The sequence below is a fragment of the Xylanibacter sp. genome (genome assembly GCF_057607445.1).
In genome coordinates this window covers 174,824-201,027 of the sequence record NZ_DBLZAX010000004.1, presented here as the reverse complement: position 1 = coordinate 201,027, position 26,204 = coordinate 174,824, and the positions used below count along the sequence as shown (strand labels likewise).

Annotated in this window: 23 protein-coding genes; 16 read left to right on the top strand and 7 right to left on the bottom strand. The window is 46.1% G+C overall.

Translation table 11 applies throughout. The features are described 5' to 3' along the window. The first annotated feature begins 28 nt into the window (after nt 1-28). The 8 genes from ACZMIG_RS05290 to ACZMIG_RS05255 all read left to right on the top strand — a co-directional run bounded on the left by ACZMIG_RS05290 (nt 29) and on the right by ACZMIG_RS05255 (nt 8,254). Nucleotides 29-862 carry a hypothetical protein gene (locus tag ACZMIG_RS05290; protein WP_418874420.1) on the top strand — a complete coding sequence of 278 codons (834 nt, stop codon included), beginning with the start codon at nt 29-31 and terminating at the stop codon, nt 860-862. After that, nucleotides 859-1,671, top strand: coding sequence for a hypothetical protein (locus ACZMIG_RS05285; protein ID WP_418874421.1), 813 nt, complete (start codon nt 859-861; stop codon nt 1,669-1,671). Before ACZMIG_RS05290 ends, ACZMIG_RS05285 begins: the two co-directional genes overlap by 4 nt. Continuing rightward, a complete protein-coding gene (locus ACZMIG_RS05280) occupies nt 1,668-2,024 on the top strand; it encodes a GntR family transcriptional regulator (RefSeq protein ID WP_053398967.1) in 357 nt (118 codons plus the stop codon). The genes ACZMIG_RS05285 and ACZMIG_RS05280 overlap by 4 nt, the downstream gene beginning before the upstream one ends. Nucleotides 2,025-2,231: 207 nt before the next feature. Beyond that, nucleotides 2,232-2,951 (top strand): ABC transporter ATP-binding protein, encoded by a 720-nt coding sequence (locus tag ACZMIG_RS05275; RefSeq protein WP_418874422.1) that lies wholly within the window; start codon nt 2,232-2,234, stop codon nt 2,949-2,951. A 75-nt stretch (nt 2,952-3,026) separates the two neighbouring features. After that, a complete protein-coding gene (locus tag ACZMIG_RS05270) occupies nt 3,027-4,286 on the top strand; it encodes an ABC transporter permease (protein ID WP_443732854.1) in 1,260 nt (419 codons plus the stop codon). A gap of 157 nt (nt 4,287-4,443) precedes the next feature. Beyond that, the gene (locus ACZMIG_RS05265; protein WP_021854359.1) at nt 4,444-5,688 is read left to right on the top strand and encodes an ABC transporter permease; all 1,245 of its coding nucleotides are present in this window, start codon (nt 4,444-4,446) and stop codon (nt 5,686-5,688) included. 88 nt (nt 5,689-5,776) lie between these two features. Continuing rightward, nucleotides 5,777-6,892 carry an efflux RND transporter periplasmic adaptor subunit gene (locus tag ACZMIG_RS05260; protein ID WP_053398968.1) on the top strand — a complete coding sequence of 372 codons (1,116 nt, stop codon included), beginning with the start codon at nt 5,777-5,779 and terminating at the stop codon, nt 6,890-6,892. A gap of 24 nt (nt 6,893-6,916) precedes the next feature. After that, the gene (locus ACZMIG_RS05255) at nt 6,917-8,254 is read left to right on the top strand and encodes a TolC family protein (RefSeq protein ID WP_302024271.1); all 1,338 of its coding nucleotides are present in this window, start codon (nt 6,917-6,919) and stop codon (nt 8,252-8,254) included. A 285-nt stretch (nt 8,255-8,539) separates the two neighbouring features. Here ACZMIG_RS05255 and ACZMIG_RS05250 read toward each other — a convergent pair whose 3' ends face one another. From ACZMIG_RS05250 to ACZMIG_RS05230, 5 genes are all read right to left on the bottom strand, one after another. Further along, nucleotides 8,540-9,748, bottom strand: coding sequence for a hypothetical protein (locus ACZMIG_RS05250; RefSeq protein ID WP_487889201.1), 1,209 nt, complete (start codon nt 9,746-9,748; stop codon nt 8,540-8,542). An 808-nt stretch (nt 9,749-10,556) separates the two neighbouring features. Next, the gene (locus ACZMIG_RS05245; protein WP_487889200.1) at nt 10,557-11,060 is read right to left on the bottom strand and encodes a hypothetical protein; all 504 of its coding nucleotides are present in this window, start codon (nt 11,058-11,060) and stop codon (nt 10,557-10,559) included. 136 nt (nt 11,061-11,196) lie between these two features. Continuing rightward, a complete protein-coding gene (locus ACZMIG_RS05240) occupies nt 11,197-11,832 on the bottom strand; it encodes an O-methyltransferase (protein ID WP_302331478.1) in 636 nt (211 codons plus the stop codon). Between the two features lie 116 nt (nt 11,833-11,948). After that, nucleotides 11,949-12,371, bottom strand: a complete 423-nt coding sequence (gene aroQ / locus ACZMIG_RS05235) for a type II 3-dehydroquinate dehydratase (protein WP_053399010.1) — start codon at nt 12,369-12,371, stop codon at nt 11,949-11,951. Nucleotides 12,372-12,551: 180 nt separating this feature from the next. After that, nucleotides 12,552-13,505 carry an NAD-dependent epimerase/dehydratase family protein gene (locus ACZMIG_RS05230; RefSeq protein ID WP_053399011.1) on the bottom strand — a complete coding sequence of 318 codons (954 nt, stop codon included), beginning with the start codon at nt 13,503-13,505 and terminating at the stop codon, nt 12,552-12,554. A 376-nt stretch (nt 13,506-13,881) separates the two neighbouring features. Here ACZMIG_RS05230 and kbl point away from each other — a divergent pair, with 376 nt between their 5' ends. The 8 genes from kbl (at nt 13,882) to ACZMIG_RS05190 (ending at nt 23,790) form a co-directional block, all read left to right on the top strand. Next, the gene (gene kbl, locus ACZMIG_RS05225; protein WP_021855511.1) at nt 13,882-15,072 is read left to right on the top strand and encodes a glycine C-acetyltransferase; all 1,191 of its coding nucleotides are present in this window, start codon (nt 13,882-13,884) and stop codon (nt 15,070-15,072) included. Between the two features lie 347 nt (nt 15,073-15,419). Further along, a complete protein-coding gene (gene xerA / locus ACZMIG_RS05220) occupies nt 15,420-16,349 on the top strand; it encodes a site-specific tyrosine recombinase/integron integrase (RefSeq protein ID WP_487889199.1) in 930 nt (309 codons plus the stop codon). Between the two features lie 119 nt (nt 16,350-16,468). Further along, nucleotides 16,469-17,314, top strand: a complete 846-nt coding sequence (locus tag ACZMIG_RS05215) for a hypothetical protein (RefSeq protein ID WP_487889198.1) — start codon at nt 16,469-16,471, stop codon at nt 17,312-17,314. 537 nt (nt 17,315-17,851) lie between these two features. Further along, a complete protein-coding gene (locus ACZMIG_RS05210) occupies nt 17,852-18,661 on the top strand; it encodes a carboxypeptidase-like regulatory domain-containing protein (protein WP_487889197.1) in 810 nt (269 codons plus the stop codon). A gap of 671 nt (nt 18,662-19,332) precedes the next feature. After that, complete coding sequence (locus ACZMIG_RS05205; RefSeq protein ID WP_302023790.1) at nt 19,333-19,827, top strand: DUF3836 domain-containing protein; 495 nt, start codon at nt 19,333-19,335, stop codon at nt 19,825-19,827. 96 nt (nt 19,828-19,923) lie between these two features. Then, nucleotides 19,924-20,571: a DUF2975 domain-containing protein gene (locus tag ACZMIG_RS05200; protein WP_125104942.1), complete on the top strand. Its 648-nt coding sequence runs from the start codon at nt 19,924-19,926 to the stop codon at nt 20,569-20,571. A gap of 32 nt (nt 20,572-20,603) precedes the next feature. After that, nucleotides 20,604-20,816 (top strand): helix-turn-helix domain-containing protein, encoded by a 213-nt coding sequence (locus ACZMIG_RS05195; protein WP_021855519.1) that lies wholly within the window; start codon nt 20,604-20,606, stop codon nt 20,814-20,816. 139 nt (nt 20,817-20,955) lie between these two features. Continuing rightward, nucleotides 20,956-23,790, top strand: a complete 2,835-nt coding sequence (locus ACZMIG_RS05190; protein WP_053399022.1) for a M16 family metallopeptidase — start codon at nt 20,956-20,958, stop codon at nt 23,788-23,790. A 562-nt stretch (nt 23,791-24,352) separates the two neighbouring features. Here the strand turns inward: ACZMIG_RS05190 and ACZMIG_RS05185 are convergent. Both ACZMIG_RS05185 and ACZMIG_RS05180 read right to left on the bottom strand, forming a co-directional pair. Further along, nucleotides 24,353-25,639 carry a retropepsin-like aspartic protease gene (locus tag ACZMIG_RS05185; protein WP_487889196.1) on the bottom strand — a complete coding sequence of 429 codons (1,287 nt, stop codon included), beginning with the start codon at nt 25,637-25,639 and terminating at the stop codon, nt 24,353-24,355. Nucleotides 25,640-25,869: 230 nt separating this feature from the next. Next, nucleotides 25,870-26,199: a DUF8177 domain-containing protein gene (locus ACZMIG_RS05180; protein ID WP_021855523.1), complete on the bottom strand. Its 330-nt coding sequence runs from the start codon at nt 26,197-26,199 to the stop codon at nt 25,870-25,872. Nucleotides 26,200-26,204: the final 5 nt, after the last annotated feature.

Genomic DNA, 26,204 nt, shown 5'->3' with positions numbered 1-26,204 from the left:
TAAAATATAAGATTAAAAACGATTCAAGATGAGCAACTTTAATACAAAACGATTCATACAGACGCTCAAATGGTCGGCCCAGGCCACCAAGAAAGAGATAGCAACCATAGCCGGATGCATGTTTTTCCTATACCTGGTGCCGTTCATAATATCGGTGATGTCAAGCCACGGCGAGCCCGACATTATAGTTGAAAGCAACATACAAAGCGCAACAATCACATGCACCTTCTTTTTCACTTTCTACTTAACTATCAGCGGATGCTGGATTATGAACAACATGAAGACCAAGGAGCAGCGCATAACATTCAAGATGCTGCCGGCATCCGACCTCGAGAAGTTTATCGTCCGCGTACTCTACATCACGGTGGTATGGGTGCTTATCGGCGTCGTAGCGTTCTGTCTGGCCGACTTCTGCCGCATGCTGATTTGCTTCATATCAGGCTCTCACGGAACCTACAGCACCATACCCGACGTGCTCAACATGTGGTTTGGCCCGGCAGACACACACTCAATGCGCATGACAGCCTGGGGGCTGGACTTTATAGCAGGCGTTATGGCCGTCAATGCATGGGCATTTTGGGCTCACTCGTTCTACGTTCTGGGCGGAGCCTTCTTCCGTCGCCGCCAGTTTATACTTACCTCATGCGCTCACTTCGCGCTCGGCATACTGTCGCTGATAATAATATCCTATATCCCTAAGGAAAGCATCTTTCTGTCAATCGAGAAGAGCCAGAATCTCGTGAACACCATTGCTTATGTTTATACGGCCGTCGCCATAATGGTCGGTCTGCTAAATTGGTGGCTGACCTACAGGCTGTTCAAGCGCTCGCAAGTTATCAACAATAAATGGATCAATCTATGAGCAATTTCAACTATAGCCGTTTCGGCATCACATTCAGATGGATTGAGCGATACTCACGCAATACAATGATAAGAGTATTGTTCCTCGCTCTCGCAGTATATCTGTTTATTCTTCTGATGAACACCGTCACTGCAAGCTACAAAGGCATTCCGGCCGACATGCAGCAGCTTACGCTGCTAAGGGCGATAAGAAGCTGCGGCATGGCCTACTTCTTCTGGGTTATCATCAGCGGAACATGGTTTTGCCAGAACATCAAGACCAAGCAGCAGCGCATAACGGTGAAGATGCTGCCGGCAACAGCCCTTGAGAAGTTTCTCTCTCACATGGCATGGCTCGCCATACAGCTTATAGGCATGGCCCTTATGTTCTGCCTTGCCGACGTGATACGCGTGGCGCTGTTCGCCGCATTGGGACTCGACTGGATACAATGGGGCATCCCTGTGTTCTTCAACATAAGCCGCGTAGCCGGCGACATGTACATCCTTGGCGTCAAGTCGGCAGCCGTCTATGCGGCATGTGCGGCATGGCTGCTGTGGGCACAGTCGCTCTATGTTCTCGGAAGCATATTGCTAAACCGCTACAATAGCGTCATCGTCTCAGCCATACACGTCATACTCATCGTTGCACTGGTATGGATTGTATCCAAATCCGGCAGCGGTACGGCACCAGCAGATATTACAATGACGGCAGAAACCGCGTCATATACAGCAATGACGGCATTCGCCCTATTGGGCATATTCAACTGGGTTATGGCCTACAGGCTATACAGCCGCATGCAGGTGATAAACAACAAACTGATTAATTTATGAAGTTCAACAACGACAAAGCCATATACGTACAGATAGCAGACCGCCTTTGCGACGAGATTCTGACCGGTAAGTATAACGACGACGAGCGCATTCCGAGCGTACGCGAATATGCCGTGCTGCTCGAGGTGAACACTAACACCGCCGTAAAGTCGTATGATCTTCTGGCATCCGCCGGCATAATATACAACAGGCGAGGACTGGGCTACTTTGTAACGAAGGGAGCCAAGGACATGATTCTGCAGGAAAGGCGCGAACAGTTTATGGAGGAAAAGCTGCCCGAACTGTTCCGCAACATGGAGATGCTCGGCATAACAATAGCCGACATAAGCGAAGCCTGGGACAAAAGAGGCTGACAAACATCATGCGTGCCACGGCAAGCGGCAGGCGCACTGGCCGCCGGGAACGGGCATACCGCCACTCTCTCTAACCATCGAAAACCACAATTGACGGTATCGCCGACACCTGCACACGTTTGCCGGGGCATCGCATGAAAAAAAACATTGCTCATGATGCAACCTGAAACCAGGTTATTACGTCTAATGATATAAAAGGAAAATACAATGATACATCTGAAAGACATCAACAAGACCTACAATAACGGACAGCCGCTGCACGTGCTCAAGGGCATCAACCTCGACATAGAGCAGGGCGAGTTTGTGTCTATCATGGGGGCGTCGGGCTCGGGCAAGTCCACGCTGCTCAACATTCTGGGCATTCTCGACAACTACGACTCGGGCGAATACACCCTGGCAGGCACGCTGATAAAGGATCTGTCGGAGACGCGCGCCGCCGAATACCGCAACCGCATGATAGGCTTCATCTTCCAGTCGTTCAACCTCATTGCCTTCAAGACTGCCGTTGAGAACGTCGAGCTGCCGCTGTTTTATCAGGGCGTCAGCCGCAAACAGCGCCACCGCATGGCCATGGAGTATCTCGAAAGGCTCGGGCTGGAGCAGTGGGCTAACCACTATCCCAACGAGATGTCGGGCGGACAGAAGCAGCGCGTGGCCATAGCAAGGGCTCTGATAACCAAGCCGCAGATTATTCTTGCCGACGAACCTACCGGTGCGCTTGACTCTAAGACCAGCGTGGAGGTGATGAAGCTGCTGAAGAAGCTCAACGAAGACGACGGCATGACCATTGTTGTGGTTACTCACGAGAGCGGCGTTGCCAACGAGACCAACAAGATTGTGCATATAAAAGACGGTCTGATAGGCAACATAGAGACCAACTTCGACCATCACGCTTCGCCGTTCGGCATCGACGGAATGATGAAGTAACACGGCGCCATGCGCTTGAAATGGCGGTCTGAAGGCTGCCTGAACAATTAATGAAAAACATTCAATGACAATAACATGAGAGACGTTTTAGCTGAGATATGGAGCACCGTAAGGCGCAACAAGCTGCGCACCGCGCTGACAGGCTTTGCCGTGGCGTGGGGCATCTTCATGATTATCTTCCTGCTCGGAGCCGGCAACGGACTCATCAACGCCCAGAAAATACAGAGCGACAGGTTTCTCGACAACTCGATGATGGTGGGCGCGGGGTATACGTCGAAGGCTTACGACGGTCTGAAAGAAGGCCGGCGCATAACCCTCAACGACAAAGACAAGGCCCTGACCGACCAAAGCTACAAGCAATACATTGAGGACACCGGAGCCGAACTGCAGCAAAGCGGCATAACGCTTACAAAGGACGCCAACTACGTGAGCGTCACTCTGTCGGGCGTTTATCCCAACGAGGTGAAGATAAACAAGAAGGAGATGCTCTACGGCAGGTTTATCAACCAGATCGACATAGAGCAGTCGCGCAAGTCGCTCGTGCTGAGTGAAGACGACGCAAAGGAGCTTTTGCCCGGCGACGTGAGCAATCTCGTCGGCCAGTATGTCAACGTCGGCGACATGGCTTTCCGCGTGGTGGGCATCTACGAGGCCGACAAGAGCGGCATGAACAGAGGAGCGTTCATCCCATTCACCACGTTCCGCACCATATACAACAAAGGCGACGAGGTTGGCAACATCGTTTTCTCCTTCCACGGACTTGAGACAGAGAAGGACAACGAGGAGTTTGAGACACAATACAGGGCACGCATCAACGGCAATCACCGCGCCGCTCCCGACGACGAAGGTGCCGTGTGGATATGGAACCGCTTCACACAGAACATGCAGATGAACAAGGGCATTGGCATAATACAGACCGCCCTGTGGATAATAGGTCTGTTCACGCTGCTCAGCGGCATCGTAGGCGTGAGCAACATCATGCTGATAACCGTCAAGGAGCGCACCCGCGAGTTCGGCATACGCAAGGCCATCGGAGCCAAGCCGCTGTCGATATTGCGCCTGATCATCACCGAGAGCATCATCATCACCACCTTCTTCGGCTACATTGGCATGGTGCTGGGCGTGGCTGCCAACGCATATATGGACGCTACGATAGGCCGGATGAAGGTAGACAGCGGACTTTTTGAGGCCACGATGTTCTACAATCCCACTGTCGGCATCGGCACATGCATATCGGCTACGGTAGTGATGATCGTTGCCGGAACGCTTGCCGGACTGATTCCTGCACGCAAGGCTGCCAAGATAAGACCTATCGAAGCACTGAGAGCGGAATAAGTTTTTTAATTCATAATTCACAATTCATAATGCATAATAGGGATGAGGGCAATTCATAATTCATAATTAATAATTCACAATTCATAATTGTGGATGAACGAAAGCCGCAAAAGCATGTTTTCTTAATTCTTAATTCATAATTCTTAATTAGAAAGCGATGAGATTTGACATAGACCGTTACCGCGAGATTCTCGACACGCTTACGAGAAACAAGAGCCGCAGCTTCCTTACCGGATTCGGCGTGTTCTGGGGCGTGTTCATGCTTGTGTCGCTTCTCGGAGGAGGACAAGGACTGAAAGAGTTGCTGCAGAAAAACTTTGAAGGCTTTGCCACCAACTCGGCGATAATATGGGCACAGCCCACCACCAAGCCTTATGCCGGATTCCGCAAAGGGCGTCAGTGGAGCATGGTTTACAAAGATGTGGAGCGCCTAAAGCAGCAGGTGCCCGAGCTCGAAGTTGTCTCGCCGGTGCTGTCCCATTGGGGAGGCAGCGCCACCTTCAGCGACAAGAAGTCGTCGTGCTCAATGAAAGGCCTGCTGCCGAACTATCAGGAGGTGGAAGCGCCCAAGATGTACTACGGCCGCTACCTAAACGACATGGACATTAAGCAGAACCGCAAGGTGTGCGTTATAGGCAAGAAGGTTTATAAAGACCTGTTTCCGGGCGGCGGCGATCCGTGCGGAAAGATGATATGCGTAGACAAGATCTACTATGACGTGGTAGGCGTCGACTACAGTTCGGGCAATATGAACATCAACGGACGCACAGAGGAGTCGGTAGTGGTGCCGCTGACACTGATGCAGAAGGCATACAACCTCGGCGACAGCGTCCACATGATATGCGTAACGGCAAAGCCGGGTATAACCATGAACAGCATATCCGACAAGATGAGAAGCGTGGTGGCACACGCCCATCAGATTGACCCTGCCGACGAAAAAGGCATCATGGTGTTCAACACCGAGGTGCTCTTCGGCATGCTCGACAATCTTTTCAACGGCGTAAACTTCCTCATCCTGCTCGTCGGCATAGGCACACTGCTCGCCGGAGCCATCGGCGTGAGTAACATCATGATGGTTACGGTGCGCGAGCGCACAACAGAGATAGGCATACGGCGAGCCATAGGAGCCACGCCGCGCAACATTCTCGGACAGATAATAACCGAGAGCGTCATACTTACGGCCGTGGCGGGCATGAGCGGCATACTGTTCTCCGTGATAATACTCGAAATGCTTGAACTCGGCAACACGTCCGACGGAATCGTGACAGCCCACTTCCAGGTGAAGTTCTGGACTGCCATTGGCGCCATCGTCCTGCTCAGCATTCTCGGCGTGCTGGCCGGCCTGGCTCCGGCTGCAAGGGCAATGAGCATAAAGCCGGTGGACGCCATGAGAGACGAATAGGCACACACGGCCATGATGACAACAGCCCGTATAGCAAAAAGATAAATCACTGATAAAAAGAAACAAATAATTTAAAACCATACTGAACATGAAGAAGTATTTTAAGTTCATTGTCGCAGCACTTATCGTTCTGATATTCATCGGAACATTCGTGTTCCTTTACCAAAAGTCGCAGCCCAAGCCGCTGACTTATGGAGAGTTTACTCCAAAGTTTACTGACATCTACAAGACCACGGTCATAACTGGCACGATAGAGCCACGCGACGAGGTGGAGGTGAAGCCGCAGATAAGCGGTATCATCACCGAGATTTACAAGGAGGCCGGCGACATGGTCAAGGCCGGTGAGGTGATAGCCAAGGTGAAGGTCATTCCCGACATGAGCCAGCTAAGCTCTGCCGAAAGCCGCGTACGCCTTGCCGACATCAACCTTAAGCAGGCTGAAATAGACTTCCAGCGCGAGAAGGGACTCTACGACAAGCAGCTCGTGAGCGCCGACGAATACGACAAAGTGCGCCAGACGCTCAATCAGGCTAAAGAGGAAAAGGCTGCTGCCATTGACGCCCTCGAGGTGGTACGCGACGGTGTGTCGCGCAGCAATGCCAGTGCAAGCAGCACTCTCATACGCTCAACCATCAGCGGACTTATACTCGACATTCCTGTAAAGGTGGGTAACTCGGTAATCTTGAGCAACACATTCAACGACGGAACCACCATAGCATCGGTTGCCGACATGGGCGACCTTATATTTAAAGGCAACATCGACGAGACCGAAGTGGGACAGCTCGTAACCGGCATGGAAATGAAGATTACCATTGGCGCACTGCAGAACCTGAAATTCAACGCACAACTCGAATACATTTCGCCAAAGGCAACAGAAAACAACGGAGCCAACCAGTTTGAGATAAAGGCCGCCGTAAGCGTGCCTGAAGGCAACAAGATACGTTCGGGCTACAGCGCCAACGCCGAGATAGTGCTGGCAAGTGCGAAGAACGTGCTGACAGTGCCCGAAAGCGCCATAGAGTTCAGCGGCTCAGACACCTTTGTCTATATCGTGAAGGGCAGCGGCGAGGACAAGACCTACGAGCGCAGGAAGGTTACCACCGGACTGAGCGACGGCGTGAACATACAGATAAAGAGCGGCCTGTCGGCCAAAGACCGTGTTCGCGGACCAAAGAAGGTTACCGACGACGGTGCAGACGAATAAAACTAACCAAAAAGCTCATTTGACATGAAAACCATAATAACCTCAATAGCTCTCATGGCAGCAACCGCCGCCGGAGCGCAGACTGAGCAGGCTGCACAGGGATGGTCGCTGCGCCAGTGCATCAGCTATGCCCTTGAGCACAACATCACCGTGAAGCAGCAGGACGTTACCAAGCAGCAGCGCGAAATAGACCTCAACACGGCAAAGAACAGCCGTCTGCCCGACCTCAACGGTTCGGCATCACAAAACTGGTCGTTCGGACGCGGTCTGACATCAGAGAACACCTACTCTGACACCAACACCAGCAGCACGTCTTTCTCGCTGGGCACAAGCGTGCCGCTGTTCAGCGGACTGAAGATTCCGCGCACCATAGAGCTCAACAAGCTCAACCTTGAAGCAGCCACAGCCGACATGGAAAAGGCGCGCAACGACATCAGCGTGCAGGTGGCACAGGCATACGTGCAGATTCTCTATGACCTGGAGATGCGCGACGTGGCACAGCGCCAGATTTCAATAGACTCAATGCAGGTAGCAAGGCTCAAGGAGATGTACCGCAACGGCAAGGCAAGCGGCGTTGACGTGGCACAACAGGAAGCCACGCTGGCCCAAAGCCGACTGACATACACACAGGCCGACAACGACTACCGGCTGGCACTGCTCGCCCTGACACAACTGCTGGAACTGCCCTCGCCCGAGGGTTTCGCCATAATTCGTCCCGATGCCGGCGGCATTGATCCGTCGGCCGGGGCAGTTCCCCCGTCGCCCGACGAGATTTATCAGGAGGCCATCACCTTCAAGCCCGAAATAAAGGCAGAGCTCTACAGGCTGAAAAGCACCGAGATGAACATCAAGATAGCCCAGAGCGCCCTGCTGCCCACGCTGTCGCTTAACGCCGGCATAGGTTCAAACTATTACAAGACAAGCGGATTCAAAGCCGAAAGCTTCGGCAGACAGATGCGCAACAACTTCAGCCAATATATAGGTCTGAGCCTCAACGTGCCGATATTCAACCGCTTCGCCACGCGCAACAGCATACGCTCGGCAAAGCTTGAACGCGAAACTCAGCAGCTTCAGCTCGACAACGTAAGGAAAAACCTGTATAAGGAAATACAGCAGGCATACTATAACACCATTGCCGCACGCGCCAAATACGAAAGCAGCATGGAGGCCAGCCGCAGCAACAAGGCAGCCTTCGACCTCATGTCGGCAAAATATGAATACGGCAAGGCCAACATCACAGAGTTTAACGAGGCAAAGAACAACTGGCTGAAGGCCGAAAGCGACCTCGTGATAGCCAAATACGAATATGTCTACGACACAAGCCTCATCGACTTCTACCGCGGCAAGGAGCTCGACTTCTGAAATTAATCTCTAATATTCCGTTATGGCCAAGCAGTAATCAGCCAAAGACGGTCTGCACTGCACGCCCAAGACATCAATACCTCTGCAAAAGTTAAGGCAATACTGCCGGCAGAACCTTTGCAGAGGTATTTTTTTATCCCATTAATGACGCCAAACAGTGCGGATACAAAAAAGTGCCATATCAAACTTTCATCCGAAAGTATTGATATGGCACTCAAATTATTTTAATCAGTCATTCAGGAATAAGCCGTCATCCTAAACGACAATAATGCAAGAGTCGTCTTATTATTTTACAACCTTAACAGCCTTGCTTGTTCCGTCAGCATACTTCATAACCATGATGCCGGCACCCTTCTGGATGTTGCTTATGCGACGGCCAGAGAGGTCGAAATATTCTGTAGAAACAACGTCCTTGTTCACACCGTCATTAACAACGTTTTCAACGCCTGCTGTACCAGCCTTTGCAATCTTGCTGTTCTTGTGACTAGTTGAGAAACCAATACCCTGCTGAGAAGCAAAAGCGTCAATCAGATCATAATTGCTGTCCTGAACATATGAATCGCTTGCAGCGTCATATGTAAAGTCGATATTGCCATCATAAAGCTGATTGCCAGACAATTTAGCCAATACTATGTCGTCTGCAAGTGTCTGAAGCAGAGGGAATGTGAGTGCAGACTCGGTGTAAACAGCACAAGTCCATGCTGTAGAATAGTCAGCGAGAATGTTACCCTGATTATCTTCCATCTTTTCTGTGAAAAGACCGTTTACATAGCATACTTCCTGATCACCCAAGTTAAGGTTAATCATAGATACAGTGCCTTCATGATTCTTTCCGTCATAATCTGTATATGAATAATTGTGAGTAGTAGGTGCCGGGAAATACTCTGCAGGAATATAATTTAAGCTACCAGCGATTGTATAGTATCCATTATAAGTGTCGTCAGTAATTGCCAGATAGCTGTCCTGATAATCCTTAGCATAAATCTGTCCTGTTGCTTTATCATAAGTGAGCACTAACGGATTCTCCTTATCAAAAGTAACATTGCCAGACTGATCAACATGTGCTCTGCACAAGAAGACTTCAGAACCCTGAATTGAGCCTATTTTCTGGCAGTTGTCAATGGTTATCTCTGTGCCGGCAGCATTGAGTGTTCCTGTTATCTTTGCATCAGGAAAAATGCTGGCGTATAACATGTTGGAGAAAGTAACCTTGCCGTCATTTCCAAACTCAACATCGGCAGCCACATGGAATCTTGTTGAAAATCCTATATTATAGGCACAATCAACATAATCAAGATAATAATTTGACGCATTCTTTTCAGCTGCATTGGCTTTTGCCTTTGCCATACCTGCAGAAATTCTTGTGGTCTGTGCCTTTGTTACAGTCCTCTCTGTCAAAGGATTAACGTCTACTTTTGTCATCTTTTTCAAAGGTGACTGTGCAAACATACTCACTGAAACGAACATTGCTGCTACGAGTAAAAATTTTTTCATAATAATTAATGATTTAAGTTAATAAATAAGAGCTTTTTTAAAAGTGCTGCCAAATATAATAATTATTTGCCAAAGAACAACAAGCTTATATAGTTTTAATTATTTTTTATACTTATTCGACCAGTTTTTTATACAAATTTATCAGTACGGCATTGAAAGACATACATTTTTCGCCATCATGGTTCTGTATCAAAAAAATTAATGCCGACAACAGAAAACTTTTTTATTTTGACGCTCTCAGAGTGGCGATGTCCGTCACGAATACGGCTTCGGGACGTAAAAAGTGCCAAAAACGTAAAACCAAGACAATCAACTGATATACTGACAGTTACACATTTTCAAGCAGAAAAAGCAATGAGTTAAAAAATATTACTCAGCCGTTTACCACACAAAAGTGGGCCGTTTACGATGTCAAAGTGGCTCACTTTTATGGTTAAACGCAGCAATTTAGCCGTGAAAAACGGCTCTTTCAAGAGAAAAGACAGGCGATAAAGACAACAGATGTTAATGAAAACAGCCATTACAGGCCAAAGATTTAACATCTGTTATATATTTGATTTCTATTTCACAGAAAACTTTATACATAATAATGTAAAAAGTTTTCGGATAAGCATGTATATTACCGGAGGTTTATTACTATGTATATACAGCATCTCCGACAAGCACCGAAACAAATTTGAAAATACATCTTTTTCAGATTACAGGCACATATGTTAATCTAACATCCTCTGAAAAAATTATTGCTGTCCGTATATAATTCATATTCATACGGACAGCAATAAAAGGATGCAAGATATTTTCTTGTAAATTACAAGTCGCTATTTTTTATATCTATATTTTTGACCTGATTGACAGCATCAATGTAATCAATCCACAACTGATATTTGAATGCATAATCAGCTTCTTCTATTTTCAATTCTATGAAGCCCAACATAGGAGAGTCTTCTTTTATGGGAGGCTGCATGACTAGCCAATTATACGCATCGGAATAGTCGTTTTCTTTATCCTGCATATCATCGTGGACAAAAGAAACTGCATCGTATTTATTACCCAATGCCGCCTTATAAGAGGCAAAATCCACACGTGCATCACTTTTCGAATTATAAAGATAGTCAAACACCACCCTGCACATATAAACAATCTTTGACCTATTATTGTAAAAGACGTATATTTTTGCACTTTCATTAGTAAAATAGCCTTCGAAAAGTCTAACTCCAAGAGGCAAATACTTATTTGATGAGGATGGCCTGAGCCCCTTTTTAATGAGTTTGTTCTGAAATGACGTTATCGTTCCGTCTATAGGCAGTCCCATAAACGTAAGATGATGCTGACTAAAACATAATATGGAGGTGCAGCATAAGAAAATAAACAAAATCAGCCTTTTCATATTGGTATGATTATTTCATGATTAATATAATGACTACTGCGCACATACATGAACAGCGCCGTCACGGATTCTTGCGTATCAACGTCAGTCCGTCGCGCAACGGCAAGAGGACCTTCTCTACGCGGCTGTCGTTCATCACGAAGTCGTTGAAGTTTTCGATGCCGGCAGTCTGACGGTCGCTGCTCTTGGGCACTTCGAGCACATGGCCGTCCCACAGCGTGTTGTCGGCAAGGATGAATCCGCCGGGACGGAGTACGGACAACGCCATTTCGTAAGACTCGATATATGTGCGCTTGTCGCCGTCGATGAAAGCCATGTCAAACTCTATGCCCAGTTTTGGTGCCTCCTTTATGGCGTCGCCAATGATAAAGCGTATCTTGTCGGCCACGGGCGAGTTTTCAATCCAAGGACGCGTGAAGTCTTCCTGCTCGTCGTTTATCTCGTATGTATACACCATTCCGCCCTCTTCCAGTCCTTCCGCCATGCATATAGCGCTGTATCCGCTGAACGTTCCCACCTCAAGGATATTCTTCGGACGTATCATCCTCACCAGCATCTTCAGCAGCCTGCCCTGCAGGTGTCCGCTCGCCATGCGTCCGCGCAGCAAGTGAACGTTAGTGGCACGCCACAGTCTGTAAAGATAGTCGCCCTCAGGGTCGATATGGGACAGAACGTAGTTTTCTAATTCAGAATTCATAATTCACAATTCACTTTTCTAATTCATAATTCACAATTCATAATTCATAATTGGGATGCTTTCTTAATTTTTAATTTCCTCCCCTTTCCTCCCAATTATGAATTATGAATTGTGAACTATGAATTAAATATTATTCCTTCTATCGCAAGTCTGTAGGAGTCGAGACCAAAGCCGCAGATGACGCCAAGGCAGGCGCACGAAATCATTGACTTATGGCGAAACTCCTCTCGCTTGTGTACGTTAGAGATGTGAACCTCAACAACGGGAGCTTTCAGCGAACGTATGCAGTCCTGCAGGGCAATACTCGTGTGGGTGTAGGCTCCTGCGTTGAGCACTATGCCGTCGTAGGTGAATCCCACTTCCTGCATCTTGTTGATAAGTTCGCCTTCTATGTTGCTCTGATAATAGTCGATGTTTACATCAGGCATCTTTTTTCTCAGTTCGTCAAGATAAGCCTCAAAAGAGTTGCTGCCGTAAATCTCAGGCTCTCTACGCCCCAGCAGGTTCAGGTTGGGGCCGTTGATAATCATTATGTTCATAATATATCGCGGATTTATACTTTAAGCGGCAACATGCGTGTTGCCATAAGCAATATCGTTTATTGTGATGCAAAATTAATAAAAATAAGGTAAACGCAAGAATCATAAATAAAAAAACGGCGCGGCAAGCATCTTGCAAGATGCCTGCCGCGCCTTATCTATTATAATATATGTCTGCAATTATTTGCCGAAACGCTGTCTCAGTTTCTCGATCATGTCGCGTGTCATGGCGTCAAGGTCATACTCGGGTTTCCATCCCCACTCCTCACGCGCACATGTGTCGTCAAGAGAATTAGGCCATGACTCGGCAATAGCCTGGCGCAGCGGGTCTACCTTATACACCATCTTGAAGTCAGGTATATATTCTTTTATCTTGTTGTAGATAATCTCCGGCTCAAAGCTCATAGACGCAATGTTGAACGAATTGCGGTGCTTCAGTTTAGACGGGTCGGCCTCCATAATCTCTATTGCGGCACGCAGTCCGTCGGGCATATACATCATATCCATATATGTGCCGGCTGCTATCGGGCACTCGAATTCCTCACCCTTTACGGCCGAGTAATAGATGTCAACTGCATAGTCGGTCGTGCCGCCTCCGGGAGGTGTAACGTAAGATATAAGTCCGGGGAAGCGCACAGAGCGTGTGTCAACGCCGAAGCGCACATTATAATAATTGCTGAGCAGCTCGCCCGAAACCTTCGTAACGCCGTACATGGTCTTTGGGTCGCGCACGGTGTCCTGCGGAGTCTTGTCCTTGGGCGTGTTGTCGCCAAACGAGCCAATCGAACTGGGAGTGAACACGGCGCATTGTTTCTCGCGCGCCACCTCGAGCACGTTGAAAAGTCCGCCCATGCCTATCGTCCAGGCAAGCTGGGGCTTCACCTCAGCAACGGCAGAAAGGATGGCAGCAAGATTGTATATTGTATCAATCTTGTATTTAGACACCACCTCGCCTATCTGTTCAGGCTTAGTAACATCAACGACCGCCGACGGTCCCGACTCCAGAAGTTCGCCCTTAGGCTCTGCTCCGGGAATATAACCGGCAACGATATTTCCATTGTAAAGTCCACGTAACTTCATTGTCAACTCCGACCCAATCTGACCGGTAGAGCCAATAACTAAAACATTTTTCATACTATAAATATTAGATTTACAATTAATCTTGATACATGCACAATATCTTCAATGGACACGCCACAACAACGGCAACACGCACCGGCAGCCACAACAACGGCTGCCTAAGAGCAACGCCACACCGGAAATGGCCATGCACAACATCAAATTAAGGTTAACCTGCCGAACCGCCGCCACACCAAGACAACAGACATGGACGGCATGCCGAGGCAGCAATAAGCAGCAGCCGTACACAAAACGGCGCATACATATAATGCAAAGATATGAAGAAAAGATTATATTATAACAAAATTTATCGGATTATTTACTCTATTTTCAAAAAAAAACAAGAACTTTGTAAAATGAAAACATTGATGTTAAACTTAATCTAAGAATTATGTACGGAAAAATGAAAGAGTTCCTCACGAAGGAACTGGACGGCATAAAGGCCGCCGGCTTATACAAGAACGAGCGTATAATAACAACTCCGCAGAGAGCCGGAATAAAAGTTGGCGACGGACAGGAAGTGCTCAACTTTTGCGCCAACAACTATCTTGGACTTTCTGACAACACACGCCTTGCCGAGGCTGCGGAGAAAGCCATGAAGGAAAGAGGTTACGGAATGTCGTCAGTAAGATTCATTTGCGGAACACAAGACATGCACAAAGAGCTTGAAGCCGCAATTTCCGATTATTTCAAGACCGAAGACACCATCCTGTATGCTGCATGCTTCGATGCCAACGGAGGTCTGTTCGAGCCTTTGTTTACCGAAGAGGACGCCATCATATCTGACGCGCTCAACCATGCATCAATAATAGACGGCGTCCGTCTCTGCAAGGCTAAGAGATACCGCTACGCCAACGCCGACATGGCCGACCTTGAAAGATGCCTGCAGGAAGCACAGGCACAGCGCCACCGCATAATAGCAACGGACGGCGTGTTCTCTATGGACGGAAACGTTGCCCCGATGGACAAGATATGCGAACTTGCCGAGAAATACGACGCACTCGTAATGGTAGACGAGTCGCACTCTGCCGGCGTTGTAGGCCCGACAGGACACGGCGTGGCTGAAAAGTTCAACGCTTACGGACGCATAGACATATTCACCGGAACATTAGGCAAGTCGTTTGGCGGCGCAATGGGAGGATTCACCACAGGCCGAAAGGAAATTATCGACATGCTGCGCCAGCGCTCAAGACCATATCTGTTCTCTAACTCTCTGGCACCAGCCATCGTAGGAGCCAGCATCGAAATGTTCAAGATGCTGAAGGAAAGCAACGCCCTGCACGCCAAACTGATGGAGAACGTTGAATATTTCCGCGACAAGATGACCGCTGCCGGATTCGACATCAAGCCTACGCAGAGCGCTATATGCGCAGTTATGCTGTATGACGCAAAACTGTCGCAGGACTTTGCAGCCCGCATGCAGGACGAAGGCATCTATGTAACCGGATTCTACTATCCAGTTGTGCCTAAAGGCCAGGCCCGCATACGCGTACAGCTGTCGGCAGGCCACGAGAGAGAGCATCTCGACAAGGCTGTCAACGCCTTCATAAAGGTAGGCAAGGAACTCGGAGTAATCAAATAACACTCAAGATAATACGGCCAAGGCGGCACCACACGCAAAACTTGGCTGAGAAATAAAAATCCGGGGCATGTCGGTCCCCGGATTTTTTAAGCTAAAACCGGGCGTTAGAGTTAAGCCTGTATTTCAGCCTTATATTGAGCTGATTTCCGTCTGACTTTCGCAAGCATGGCAGACTATGGCCAGAAAGACGGACGAAAAGGCGACAACAGAAAACAAAAGACGGCTGAAAGCACGAATAAGCAAGACAGATAAAAATATATGCTGTCTAAGAACCGATTGTAGAATAAATCCTGCCGTGCAGACATGGCCATGACGCTAAAGCCGGGAAAATACAGAATAAAGCAAAGATGATTCAGAAAGAACAAGACAACATTATACACAAATATATCCGCTACATGAAACTTCAGCGTAATTATTCAGGCAATACGCTCGAAGCATACATCCTTGACATCAACAAGCTATTAAAATTCCTGAAGGACAACGGCATCAGTCCGGAAGCGGCAAAACTAAGCGACATACAATGCTTTGCCGCCTCACTGCACGACATAGGGATATCACCTCGCTCACAATGCAGGATTCTAAGCGGCGTGAGAGCATTCTACAAATATCTGTATCTTGACGGATACATCAAGGACGACCCTACAGAACTGCTTGAATCGCCAAAACTCGGCGACCATCTGCCCGAGGTGCTCACCACGGAAGAGGTGGACAGACTGGAGCAGGCAATAGACCTGAGCAAATGGGAAGGACAACGCAACAAGGCCATAATAGAGGTGCTGTTCAGCTGCGGACTGCGCGTCAGCGAACTTGTAAACCTGAAGATGTCTGCGCTTTATCTCGACGAACAGTTCGTAAGAATAATGGGCAAAGGCAACAAGGAGCGGCTCGTTCCTATATCTGAAAATGCCATAAAGCAACTGAAATACTGGTTTATAGACCGCAGCCACATGAACATAAAGCCGGGAGAGGAAGACTACGTGTTCCTGAACCGCCGCGGAGCTCACCTGACGCGCACCATGATACTGATAATGATAAAGCGGCTGGGTGCCGAGGCCGGCATACAGAAGACCATAAGTCCGCACACGCTGCGCCACAGCTTTGCCACCGCCCTGCTTGAAGGCGGAGCCGACCTGCGCGCCATACAGAGCATGCTGGGGCACGAAAGCATAGGTACAACCGAGATATACACCCACATAGACACGCACACGCTGCGCGAGGAAATTCTGAACCATCATCCAAGAAACATAACAGCAAAGGATAATAAGGTGGAAGAATAAGCCGGCAAAGGCGTGAGACAAGTATGACAATAGCAATCCGTCAAATGAATATATTAGAAAGTAGTGATACCGACCGTAAACTTTTGAAATAAATTATTTTATCTTAATATTTACAGATTATGAAAAAATTACTTTTTGCTTTTTTACTTGCCCTCGTAATTCACAGTACATCTTATGCAAGTGATTTTTCAAAATATCGTGGAGTCTGGGCTTCAAATAATGCAGAAGCGGTTATAACAGACAGCATTTGTATGTTCTTTGAGAAAACTCCAACAGGTCTGAGAGCATTTCTCAATATCCCTACACAAGACATATACAGCTGTACCACTTATAAAGATTCGGCATTTGTCGTTGAAACCACTACGCCTCTTACACTCACTGACGAGGTCAAGACGGTTAACGGAACTGCCGTTAAGACTCTTCGTATTGGAGATAAAGTCATGTCTAAGGTAGAGGAGATAACTACCTGCAAGCCTTATGAAAAATCCATTGCCAAAAGCAAGTTAGACATCGGTAAGTGTCTACAGGAATGGAGACTTGGCGCCAGGTTTGGAAAAGATGGCGACGTTTTTATGTGTGAGGTCAATACAAACCGCCATATGTTTGTCTATTTGGTAAATGGCCGTATGATATATATCAGGGCAGCTGCAACAGCCAACAACAATAATGGCACACTGTTTTTTCAGAACATTCGTATGATGCGCAACGACAATACCGGAGAAATGACATCATATATTGAACCTGACAATTATAATATCGCCGCAAACAATTTGAATATTGACAATAGTAAGTTTAATCCCAACGCTTGCGTATTTAGTCCTGATGGCGGAATTTACTGGTCATTCATCTCGTTTACACCAGACCAAATCCAGCTAAACGGCTGTGGCGAAACTTATTATATAAAGCGTACTGATCAATTTGACGAATACTTTAAGTATATTCCCTACGAAAAAGCAGGCTTATAACAATTACTATTTCTGGGATAATGGGCTTTACCGTACCTTTGTGGCTTGGTAAAGCCCATATTTTTATTCAGGCCTGCCCGATGAACAGCTTTCGTCAAAGCATATTACCATAAGCTTACCCCAAAATCATCATACGGCATATAAGTTCTATCTGTCTTGTTTATTTATGCCTTCATCCGCTCAATGAAAAGCAGCAATCTGCCCTAATAATAAAAGGCTGTTTGGGTTAAAGGACCGTTAAAAGCCGGTATTTTATTGTTTTAATGTGTTAAATTATCGTTTTTCGATAAATTTTTATTGAAAATATTTGGAACATTCAAATATAGTTCATACATTTGCATATCGAAAAACGATAAATCAGCGAAGCTAAATCGTCTGCCATACAAAATAATTCTATAACTTTGCACTCGATGATCATAGCGATTATTGTTTGTAATACTTTGTTCTTCAGCACTATAAAGTTACAACAATTTTCGATAATCACCAAATTTACACGCATTTACAATTCGTCGAACTCACATTATAATAATAAACGCAATGAAATTATTAAGTATTTTACTTCTGCTTTTTTGTTTAAATTCAACAATTAGTGCACAAAAGCAAAAAGACCTGGTAACAATAACAGGAAAAGTTTCTGACTATAACGGCAATCCTATTGATAATTGTTCTGTTATGTTCCAAAATTCAAATTTTGATGCTCTCTTTGAGACTAAAACTGACGAAAAAGGGAAATATCAAATAAATATACCAAAAGGCAAATACAGCAACATGGGTGCTATAAATATGGATACTTATCCTCATACAATGAAAGTGGGAACAAATAATGAGAATCTGAGACTGGAGTTTTGGGGTTGGAATTTTATTGCAGACAGAGATACAACTTTAAATATACAATATAACCGAATGGAAGCATACGGAATGCACGTTTTTCAAATCCCCGGAGCTGTACCAGCCTATCAGATCTATGTCCGTCCTATGAGCTTAACAAGATTTCTTACAAATAAAGGCATACAAAACGCTCAACATAAAGAGGATTTGTCAAATATTACTCAAAAGTCATCTGCTGATACGGCCAAATGTGATAACATAGCTCCGACAATTGATAAGGTAGGCATAAAAGTATGGATTGATGGAGAAAGCGTGGATGTTTTGATGAAACAGCAAATAAAAGAATATTATAAAGAAACTGAATACGGAATAGCTTACTATATAACAGTAAGTGAACCTAAAAAAACGACAACACTGCCCTATAAAATATTTAAGATCGAATTAACTGATTTGGAAAATGGAGATAGAGGGGAGGCAATATATTATCTTGAGAATACAAATTATATAGAACATAAATGACAAAATTAAACATATTATAATCCTATTGATCTTTTTTGCAAGTTTAATGTCATTATAAAAGAGATAGCGGCTTATTGGAAAATATAAAGTCACTTGACATACTTTTTATACTCAAACTTTATATTATTGGGTGGGAAAAAGGGTGTAAATCTTTCAAATGCTTGATTTACATCCTTTTTTGCTTTATTGCGGAGAGAGAAAAAAGGAGGATAAAAAAGGCAGATGCCGGGCTATGAAAGCCAGCCGGACCCCGGCAGGTCGGAACACAGGAAAATCTACCAGATGGCACTATAAAATATTCTGATATGCCGACAGCAAAAAAATCAAGCTGTCAGCCACATAAAAACTAACCTTCATATACATCTGAAAACAACAAAACAAGGCTCCGTATCGGTTAAAAGACCGTTAAAAGCCGAAGATTTATTGTTTTAATGTGTTAAATTATTGTTTTTCGATAAATTTTTATTGAAAATATTTGGAACATTCAAATATAGTTTCTACATTTGCATATCGAAAAACGATAAATGATTATTGAATTTAGATAACACCGCTTCCCGCAGGATATTAAAAAGACAATATCACGACGTAGTTTTTCAGAACAAAGAACGTCTAACGACAAAACAGATAAAGAATTAAATAAACAAGAATAATAACGAAATAAAAAATATAGCATTATGGAACTGATTACAATTACCGCCGCAACAATTATGAGTTTGTTCACAAGCATCGCAGGAACATCCAACTCTGACAACCGCTTCGCATACAACGCAGAGATGCAGGACGGTAAAGTAAGCGCAATAGTTACTTACGACAACAGCGGCAAATATCTTACAGCCAAGACACGCAAGCAATATACATACGACGACCAGGACCGCGTGATAAGAAAAGAGGTGATGAAGTGGAACAGCGACAAGCAGGAATGGGAAAACTACCTCTGCATGGACTACACCTACAACGCCGGCAACACTGTGCTCGACATGAAGGTATGGAAGAACAGCGACAACGCCTACGTGCAGAGCCAGCGCATGACATACAGCAGCATCAGCGGAAACGCCACGGGAGTTGACTGCTACACATGGAACAAGAGCAGCAACATGTATGAGCTTAACGACAACTACGTACTGCTAAGCGACTACACCGCCAACCTGCTGGCCGACATGAAATGACAGCAACAACGACTCTCTCTAACTAAATAAATAAAGGCCTGCCCGCCGGCCGAGAAAACAGGGCGGCGGGCATTTTTATGAAAAATACGCAACAAGATGAAAACAAAGCTCAACATATTCTGCCTGCTTATCTTCGCCGTTATCATCGTAGACATATTGATGGCCACCGACCTTATGTTCAGCGGCATGGTCAGCGGATATAAGTCGGCCAAGCACATCCAAGAGACAAACACTGAAAGCGTGGACGGCTATCGCGTTGTTTCGCTCATACCAAACGAAATCACATGGCGCAACGCAATAACCATAACCGACAGCGCAACGAATAAGTCGTATAGGGCATGGCCTACACAGATAAACCTGCCGATAGAGGATTCTTCAGGCACAGCAGGCAGCATTCTGTCAGTGATCATAGGCATAGCAATAATGGTGGCAGGCATCATCACGCTGGTGTCGTTCATACGCTTCGTGCTGAACATCAACCGCAACAACATCTTCACACGGAAGAACACGAAATACCTTAAACGCATAGGCTGGTGCATGGTGATAATAGGTCTGCTGGCAACGATAAAATACTGTAACGACGTATATGCCGCCACACAGACGTTCAGCCTGACGGGCTACACCATCGGATATTCAGACGCCGTGTACACGGGAACGATACTCTTCGGACTATTCTCTCTTGTAATGGCAGAGTCGTTCTCCATCGGACTGAAGATGAAAGAGGAACAGGAACTCACGATATAATAACCTACGTAAACAACTCTAAAGCAACAAGTATGGGTAAAATAATAGTAAACCTCGACGTGGAGATGGCCAAGCGGAAGATTTCGCTAGGCGAGCTGGCCGAAAGAGTGGAGCTTACGCAGGCTAATCTGTCGATCCTGAAGACCGGCAAGGCCAAGGCCATACGCTTCACCACGCTCGAAGCAATATGCCGCGAGCTGGGGTGCCAGCCTGGAGACATTCTGGAATACCGGGAGGAAACATAAACCGGCTTACAGCATGGTATTTACACGAAAGTAACAATTTTGCATACAAAACGTATAAAATTTATTAAATATAACAACCAGTAACAACATTCGAGAGATAAAAAAACTATCTTTGTTGAACTATTTTAAACTCTTTTTTATGAAAATAAAACATCTAATCATCACAGCCGCACTGTTCTTGGCAAGCACAGTGGGCATCATGGCTCAGGGCATGCAGATGCCTCCCATCCCGGTTGACCCGGCAGTGAGGACTGGCAAGCTGGCCAACGGACTGACCTATTACATCCGCAACAACGGTTATCCGGAGAATCGTGTTAACTTCTACATTGCCCAGCGCGTGGGTTCTATCCAGGAGAACGACGACCAGCGCGGTCTGGCTCACTTCCTTGAGCACATGGCCTTCAACGGCTCAGACAACTTTAAGGGCAACAACCTCATTGAATATCTGCGCTCTATCGGCGTAGAGTTCGGTTCTGACCTCAACGCATACACAGGCGTAGACCAGACCGTATACAGAATATGCAACGTTCCTTCTACACGCATTGAGGCTCTCGACTCTTGTCTTCTCATCCTGAAAGACTGGTCTAACGGCCTTACACTCGACCCCAAGGAGATCGACAAGGAGCGTGGTGTGATCAACGAGGAGTGGCGCCTGCGCACTGACGCACAGACAAGAATGTTCGACCGCAACCTCGAGAAGATCTATCCGGGCAGCAAATACGGACAGCGCATGCCTATCGGTAAGATGGAGATCATCAACAACTTCAAGCCTGAAGTTCTCCGTCAGTACTACCACAAGTGGTATCGTCCCGACAACCAGGCAATCATCGTAGTCGGCGACATCGACGTTGACCGCACTGAGGCTAAGATCAAGGAGCTGTTCAGCGGCATCAAGCTTGATCCTAACGCTCCGAAGGTTGTCAACGAGCCCGTGCCCGACAACAACGAGGCTATTATCATCGTAGACAAGGACAAAGAGCAGCAGACTGACATCATACAGCTGATGTACAAGCACCCCGAAGTGCCAGACAGCCTGAAAGGCAGCCTTGCATATCTCGTTCAGAACTATGCAGTAAGCCTCTCAACACAGATGCTCAACGCACGTCTGCAGGAAATACAGCAGAATCCTGACTGTCCGTTCGTTCAGGCTTACGCTTACGACAGCGACTTCATCCTGGCTTCTACAACCAAGGCATTCACCCTGGTTATCCTGCCGAAACCGGGCATGAGCGAGCAGGCCATCAGCACAGCCACACGCGAGGTTATGCGTGCCGTTAAGTTCGGCTTCACAGCCACAGAGTTTGAGCGCGCCAAGGCCGACTATATGAGCTCACTCGAGAAGGTTTACACCAACCGCAACAAGCGCGACAACGCTATATACGGTGACATCTACCGCGACAACTTCCTCGGCAACGAGCCTATGCCTTCAATCGAAGACGAGTATCAGATAATGCAGCAGATTTCTCCGGTTATCCCTGTTGAAGCTGTCAACGAGATCACCAAGGAGCTGATAAGCGAAACTGACACCAACACAGTTGTAGTGGCATTCTACACAGAGAAGGAAGGTGCTAAATATCCTACAGCTGAATCTATCAAGAAGGCCATCGACGGCGTTCACGCTGAGCAGCTCACAGCATGGGTTGACAACGTTAAGAACGAGCCGCTGATAAGCGTTCTGCCCAAAAAAGGCAGCATCAAGAGCGAGAAAGAGAACGCTAAGTTCGGCTACAAAGAGCTCACACTGTCTAACGGTGCAAGAGTATTGCTGAAGAAGACTGACTATAAGGACGACGAGGTTATCCTCAGCGCTACATCTAAGGGTGGTGCTTCTCTGCTCGGCAAGGAAGACTACGCTAACATCAAGATGTTCGACACGGCCATCGGCTACAGCGGACTGGGCAACTTCAGCAGCACTGAACTGCAGAAGGTACTGGCAGGCAAACAGGTTAACGTTGACCTCACAATGCAGAACCTGCACGAGACTGTAAGCGGAAGATCAACTCCTAAGGACCTTGAGACTCTCTTCCAGATGACATATCTCTACTTCACAAACATCAACAAGGACGAGAAGAGCTACAACTCAATGGTGGGACTGATAAAGACCTCTCTGAAGAACAAGGAGCTTTCACCTGAGATGGCACTGTCAGACTCTGTAAAGAACACTCTCTACATGCACAACCCGCGCTTCGCCTCTATCGAGATGAAGGATGTTGAGAACGCTAACTACGACCGCATTCTGCAGATTGCAAAAGAGCGCACAGCCAACGCTGCCGACTTCACATTCACAATCATCGGTAACTTTGACGAGGCTGCCATCCGTCCGCTCATCGAGCAGTATATAGCTTCTCTGCCTGCAAAGGGCGCTAAGGAAAACTGGAAGCCTGTTACTACTTACAACAAGGGCAACACCGTTAACCAGTTCTACCGCAAGATGGAGACTCCGAAGGCTAACGCTTACATGTACTGGTATAACAACAAGACTCCTTACACTCTCGAGAACAGCATCTACGCTGACGCAGCAGGACAGATCCTGAGCATGATCTACCTGGAGAAGATCCGTGAGGAAGCCAGCGCTGCCTACTCTGCAGGAGCTGCCGGATACTCATCACTCGGAGGCGACGTTCCGTTCACATGCATCATCGGTGTTTGCCCGATGAAACCTGAGAAGAGCGACATGGCTATCGGCATCATGAACGACGAGGTTACTAAGATGACCAAGACAGTTGACGCTGAAATGCTCAGCAAGGTTAAGGAACTCATGCTGAAGCGTGCTGACGAAAACGTTAAGAAGAACAACTACTGGCTGGGCGTTATCCAGAGCTTCGACGAGTACGGAGTTGACACAAACACCGACTACAAGAAGATTGTAAGCGAAATGACTCCTGAGAAGATGGCTAAGTTCATGAAGAACGTCATCATCGGTGGCGGCAACAGCATCAAGGTTATCATGCTGCCTGACACAATGAAGAAATAACACATACGGTTATTAACCATACAAAAGGCTCCCTTACTTGCCGCACAAGGCAAAGGTAAGGGAGCCTTTCTTTTTGCCCTTTTATCAGGATAAGACACGGCTGACAGCATTGCAAAAGGCATGCTTTTACACGCTGAAAGGCGGTCTTTCGCAAGGTAAAAGCATACCTTTTGGAGATAAAGGAATGAGACAACCAAAACCGGTAATAGGCCTGTTTGGAGTAAACCTATATCTGGAATGACGATGCGATATAATCATAAAAAAGTTTTCGGAGAAACTCGTCACTCATCACAAAGGCACATAAACCGCTGCATATCAACATTTTACAGCGTGACGAGTTGTATTTTCAACTCATAACATACAGGTCATCGCCCCATCCAAACATCCAATTAACCGGTTTCTCAAAAACAATGTGACGAGTTGAACGACAAACTCGTCACACTATAACACACTGTTATTCAATAATTTACATAAGAATGTGACGAGTGATGAGTTTATTATAAAAACACATTAGTGTCCCGTTAAAATGGGACACTAATGTGTTGCTTTAATTAAAGCACGATTATTCTCCACGTATAAACATGTTCTGATAGTTGATTGTAAGCCGTTTGAATGACAACACAAAATCTGTCCCTAACGAACCTGCAAACAACCGACTGTTTATTCCTGTGTTCGTAATCACTTCTGTATTATGCAATGTCACCTTAGTACCTGCCGCCTCGAAACAGAAATTTGGCAATGTTACTGCTTTTATCTGCGATATTCCACCAAAGCCGCCACGTGAAGTTACATGTTCTGCCAATCCGGCAATGGCATCTGGAAATGTTTTTGCAAATTTATTCCCCAAGTCAGACTTTACATTTCCTGTATCAAAAATCAGGTCAAAAGGCTTTCCGTTATAGCCGATTCTTACTTGAGGCGTATTTGATGCCAGATACATATTTGGCTCTTCCTCAGACACTTTTTGCGGAAAAACAAACTTTCCGGCCTCATTGTCTATGATTATTTCCTTGGCGTCCCTGATAAAGTGGTAACCTATCACTCCATCAAAAGCAAATACCGAATCGACCTCATGATCGGGAGGCGCAACCATAAAAACAGGATTATGATATACCATTTCTCCTATTTTCATTGAATCTGCCACAGCAAGTTTTACAAGACCAATCTCCATACCTGATACAGGAATAGAATCAGCCACAATTTTCAGACCAACTTCTTCTGCATACTTTTCTGAAACGAAATTGCCAAAAGAGCAACCTGTATCGAAAATATAGTTTTTCGTTATGCCGTTTACCTCTACAGGTATATAGATATGTTTGCCTCTTCCCACAGTTTCAACACTTAGCGGCACGGTAACATCTCTATCAGGACGTTCAAGATAAGGTTTTGGAACATTGGCAAGTGCTTTGCTTACTTTTTCGATAAATACAAAACTGTAAAGAGATTCAAACGGAACTGATTCCTTTAGTGCATTCACCAGACTTTCTCCAACTTTTCCGGCTTGCTCATACATGCCCAAATTCAAGAGGTTCATGCCTTGCAAAGCAGCCATACCTATTGATGTTTGCGCACCAAGCTCGTTTTGGTGATGCGCCAACAAACTGTCAAGGGCAACGGCAGCATTTTCCAATTTATTAAATCCGATGCCTAACTGAGCGTCTGCCACCAGATTAAGCATCTTCACACTCACGGAGCCTTTTAGATTCGGATATTCTTTTCTCAATTGGAACAGATCACCGCCATTCAGGATTTCACCCATTTTCACATCAGCCTGTGTTTGTGAATAAACAGAGCTATACCCCAACAAAAAGGCAACAAGAAAAAATGAAAGTCTATTTATAATTTGCATACTGCTTGTAGATTTTGTATTAAACATGAAACAAATATACAAAATCCCATGAATTTTCCAGCAGTATTTATGATTTATTATTTATTTATCTTGCCGTCGGCCTTTCCATGGCATAGCCCTCTATAACAACACAAAGACAGACGGCAAGACGCTATATAATAATAGAATGACAATCCAAACAGATTATGATTGTGATATAATAACAGCAGAAATGCCATAAATATTCACCTTTATTGGCATACATTAAATTTGGCTTTTTTCCCATTAACCCGAAGCGTTACTTTTGGATTTGAAAATTTGGTAATATGAGGAAATACAAGTGTTACAGTAACTATGCCATTCTTTTCTGCTATTTTTACAGAAGTAGCAGAATATTCTTCTCCATTCCATGATGACGACCTGAGTTTTACATCTGAGACCAAATATCGCTCTCCTACTTGATTGTCCGTAAAAACGATTGTCACCTTATCATCGTAGTTGTTGAATCCTTGACAATGAGGCTTTGCTTTGGCAGCCAAAGCTATGACAACCCACAAAAATATAATTATAAATGTTTTCATATAAA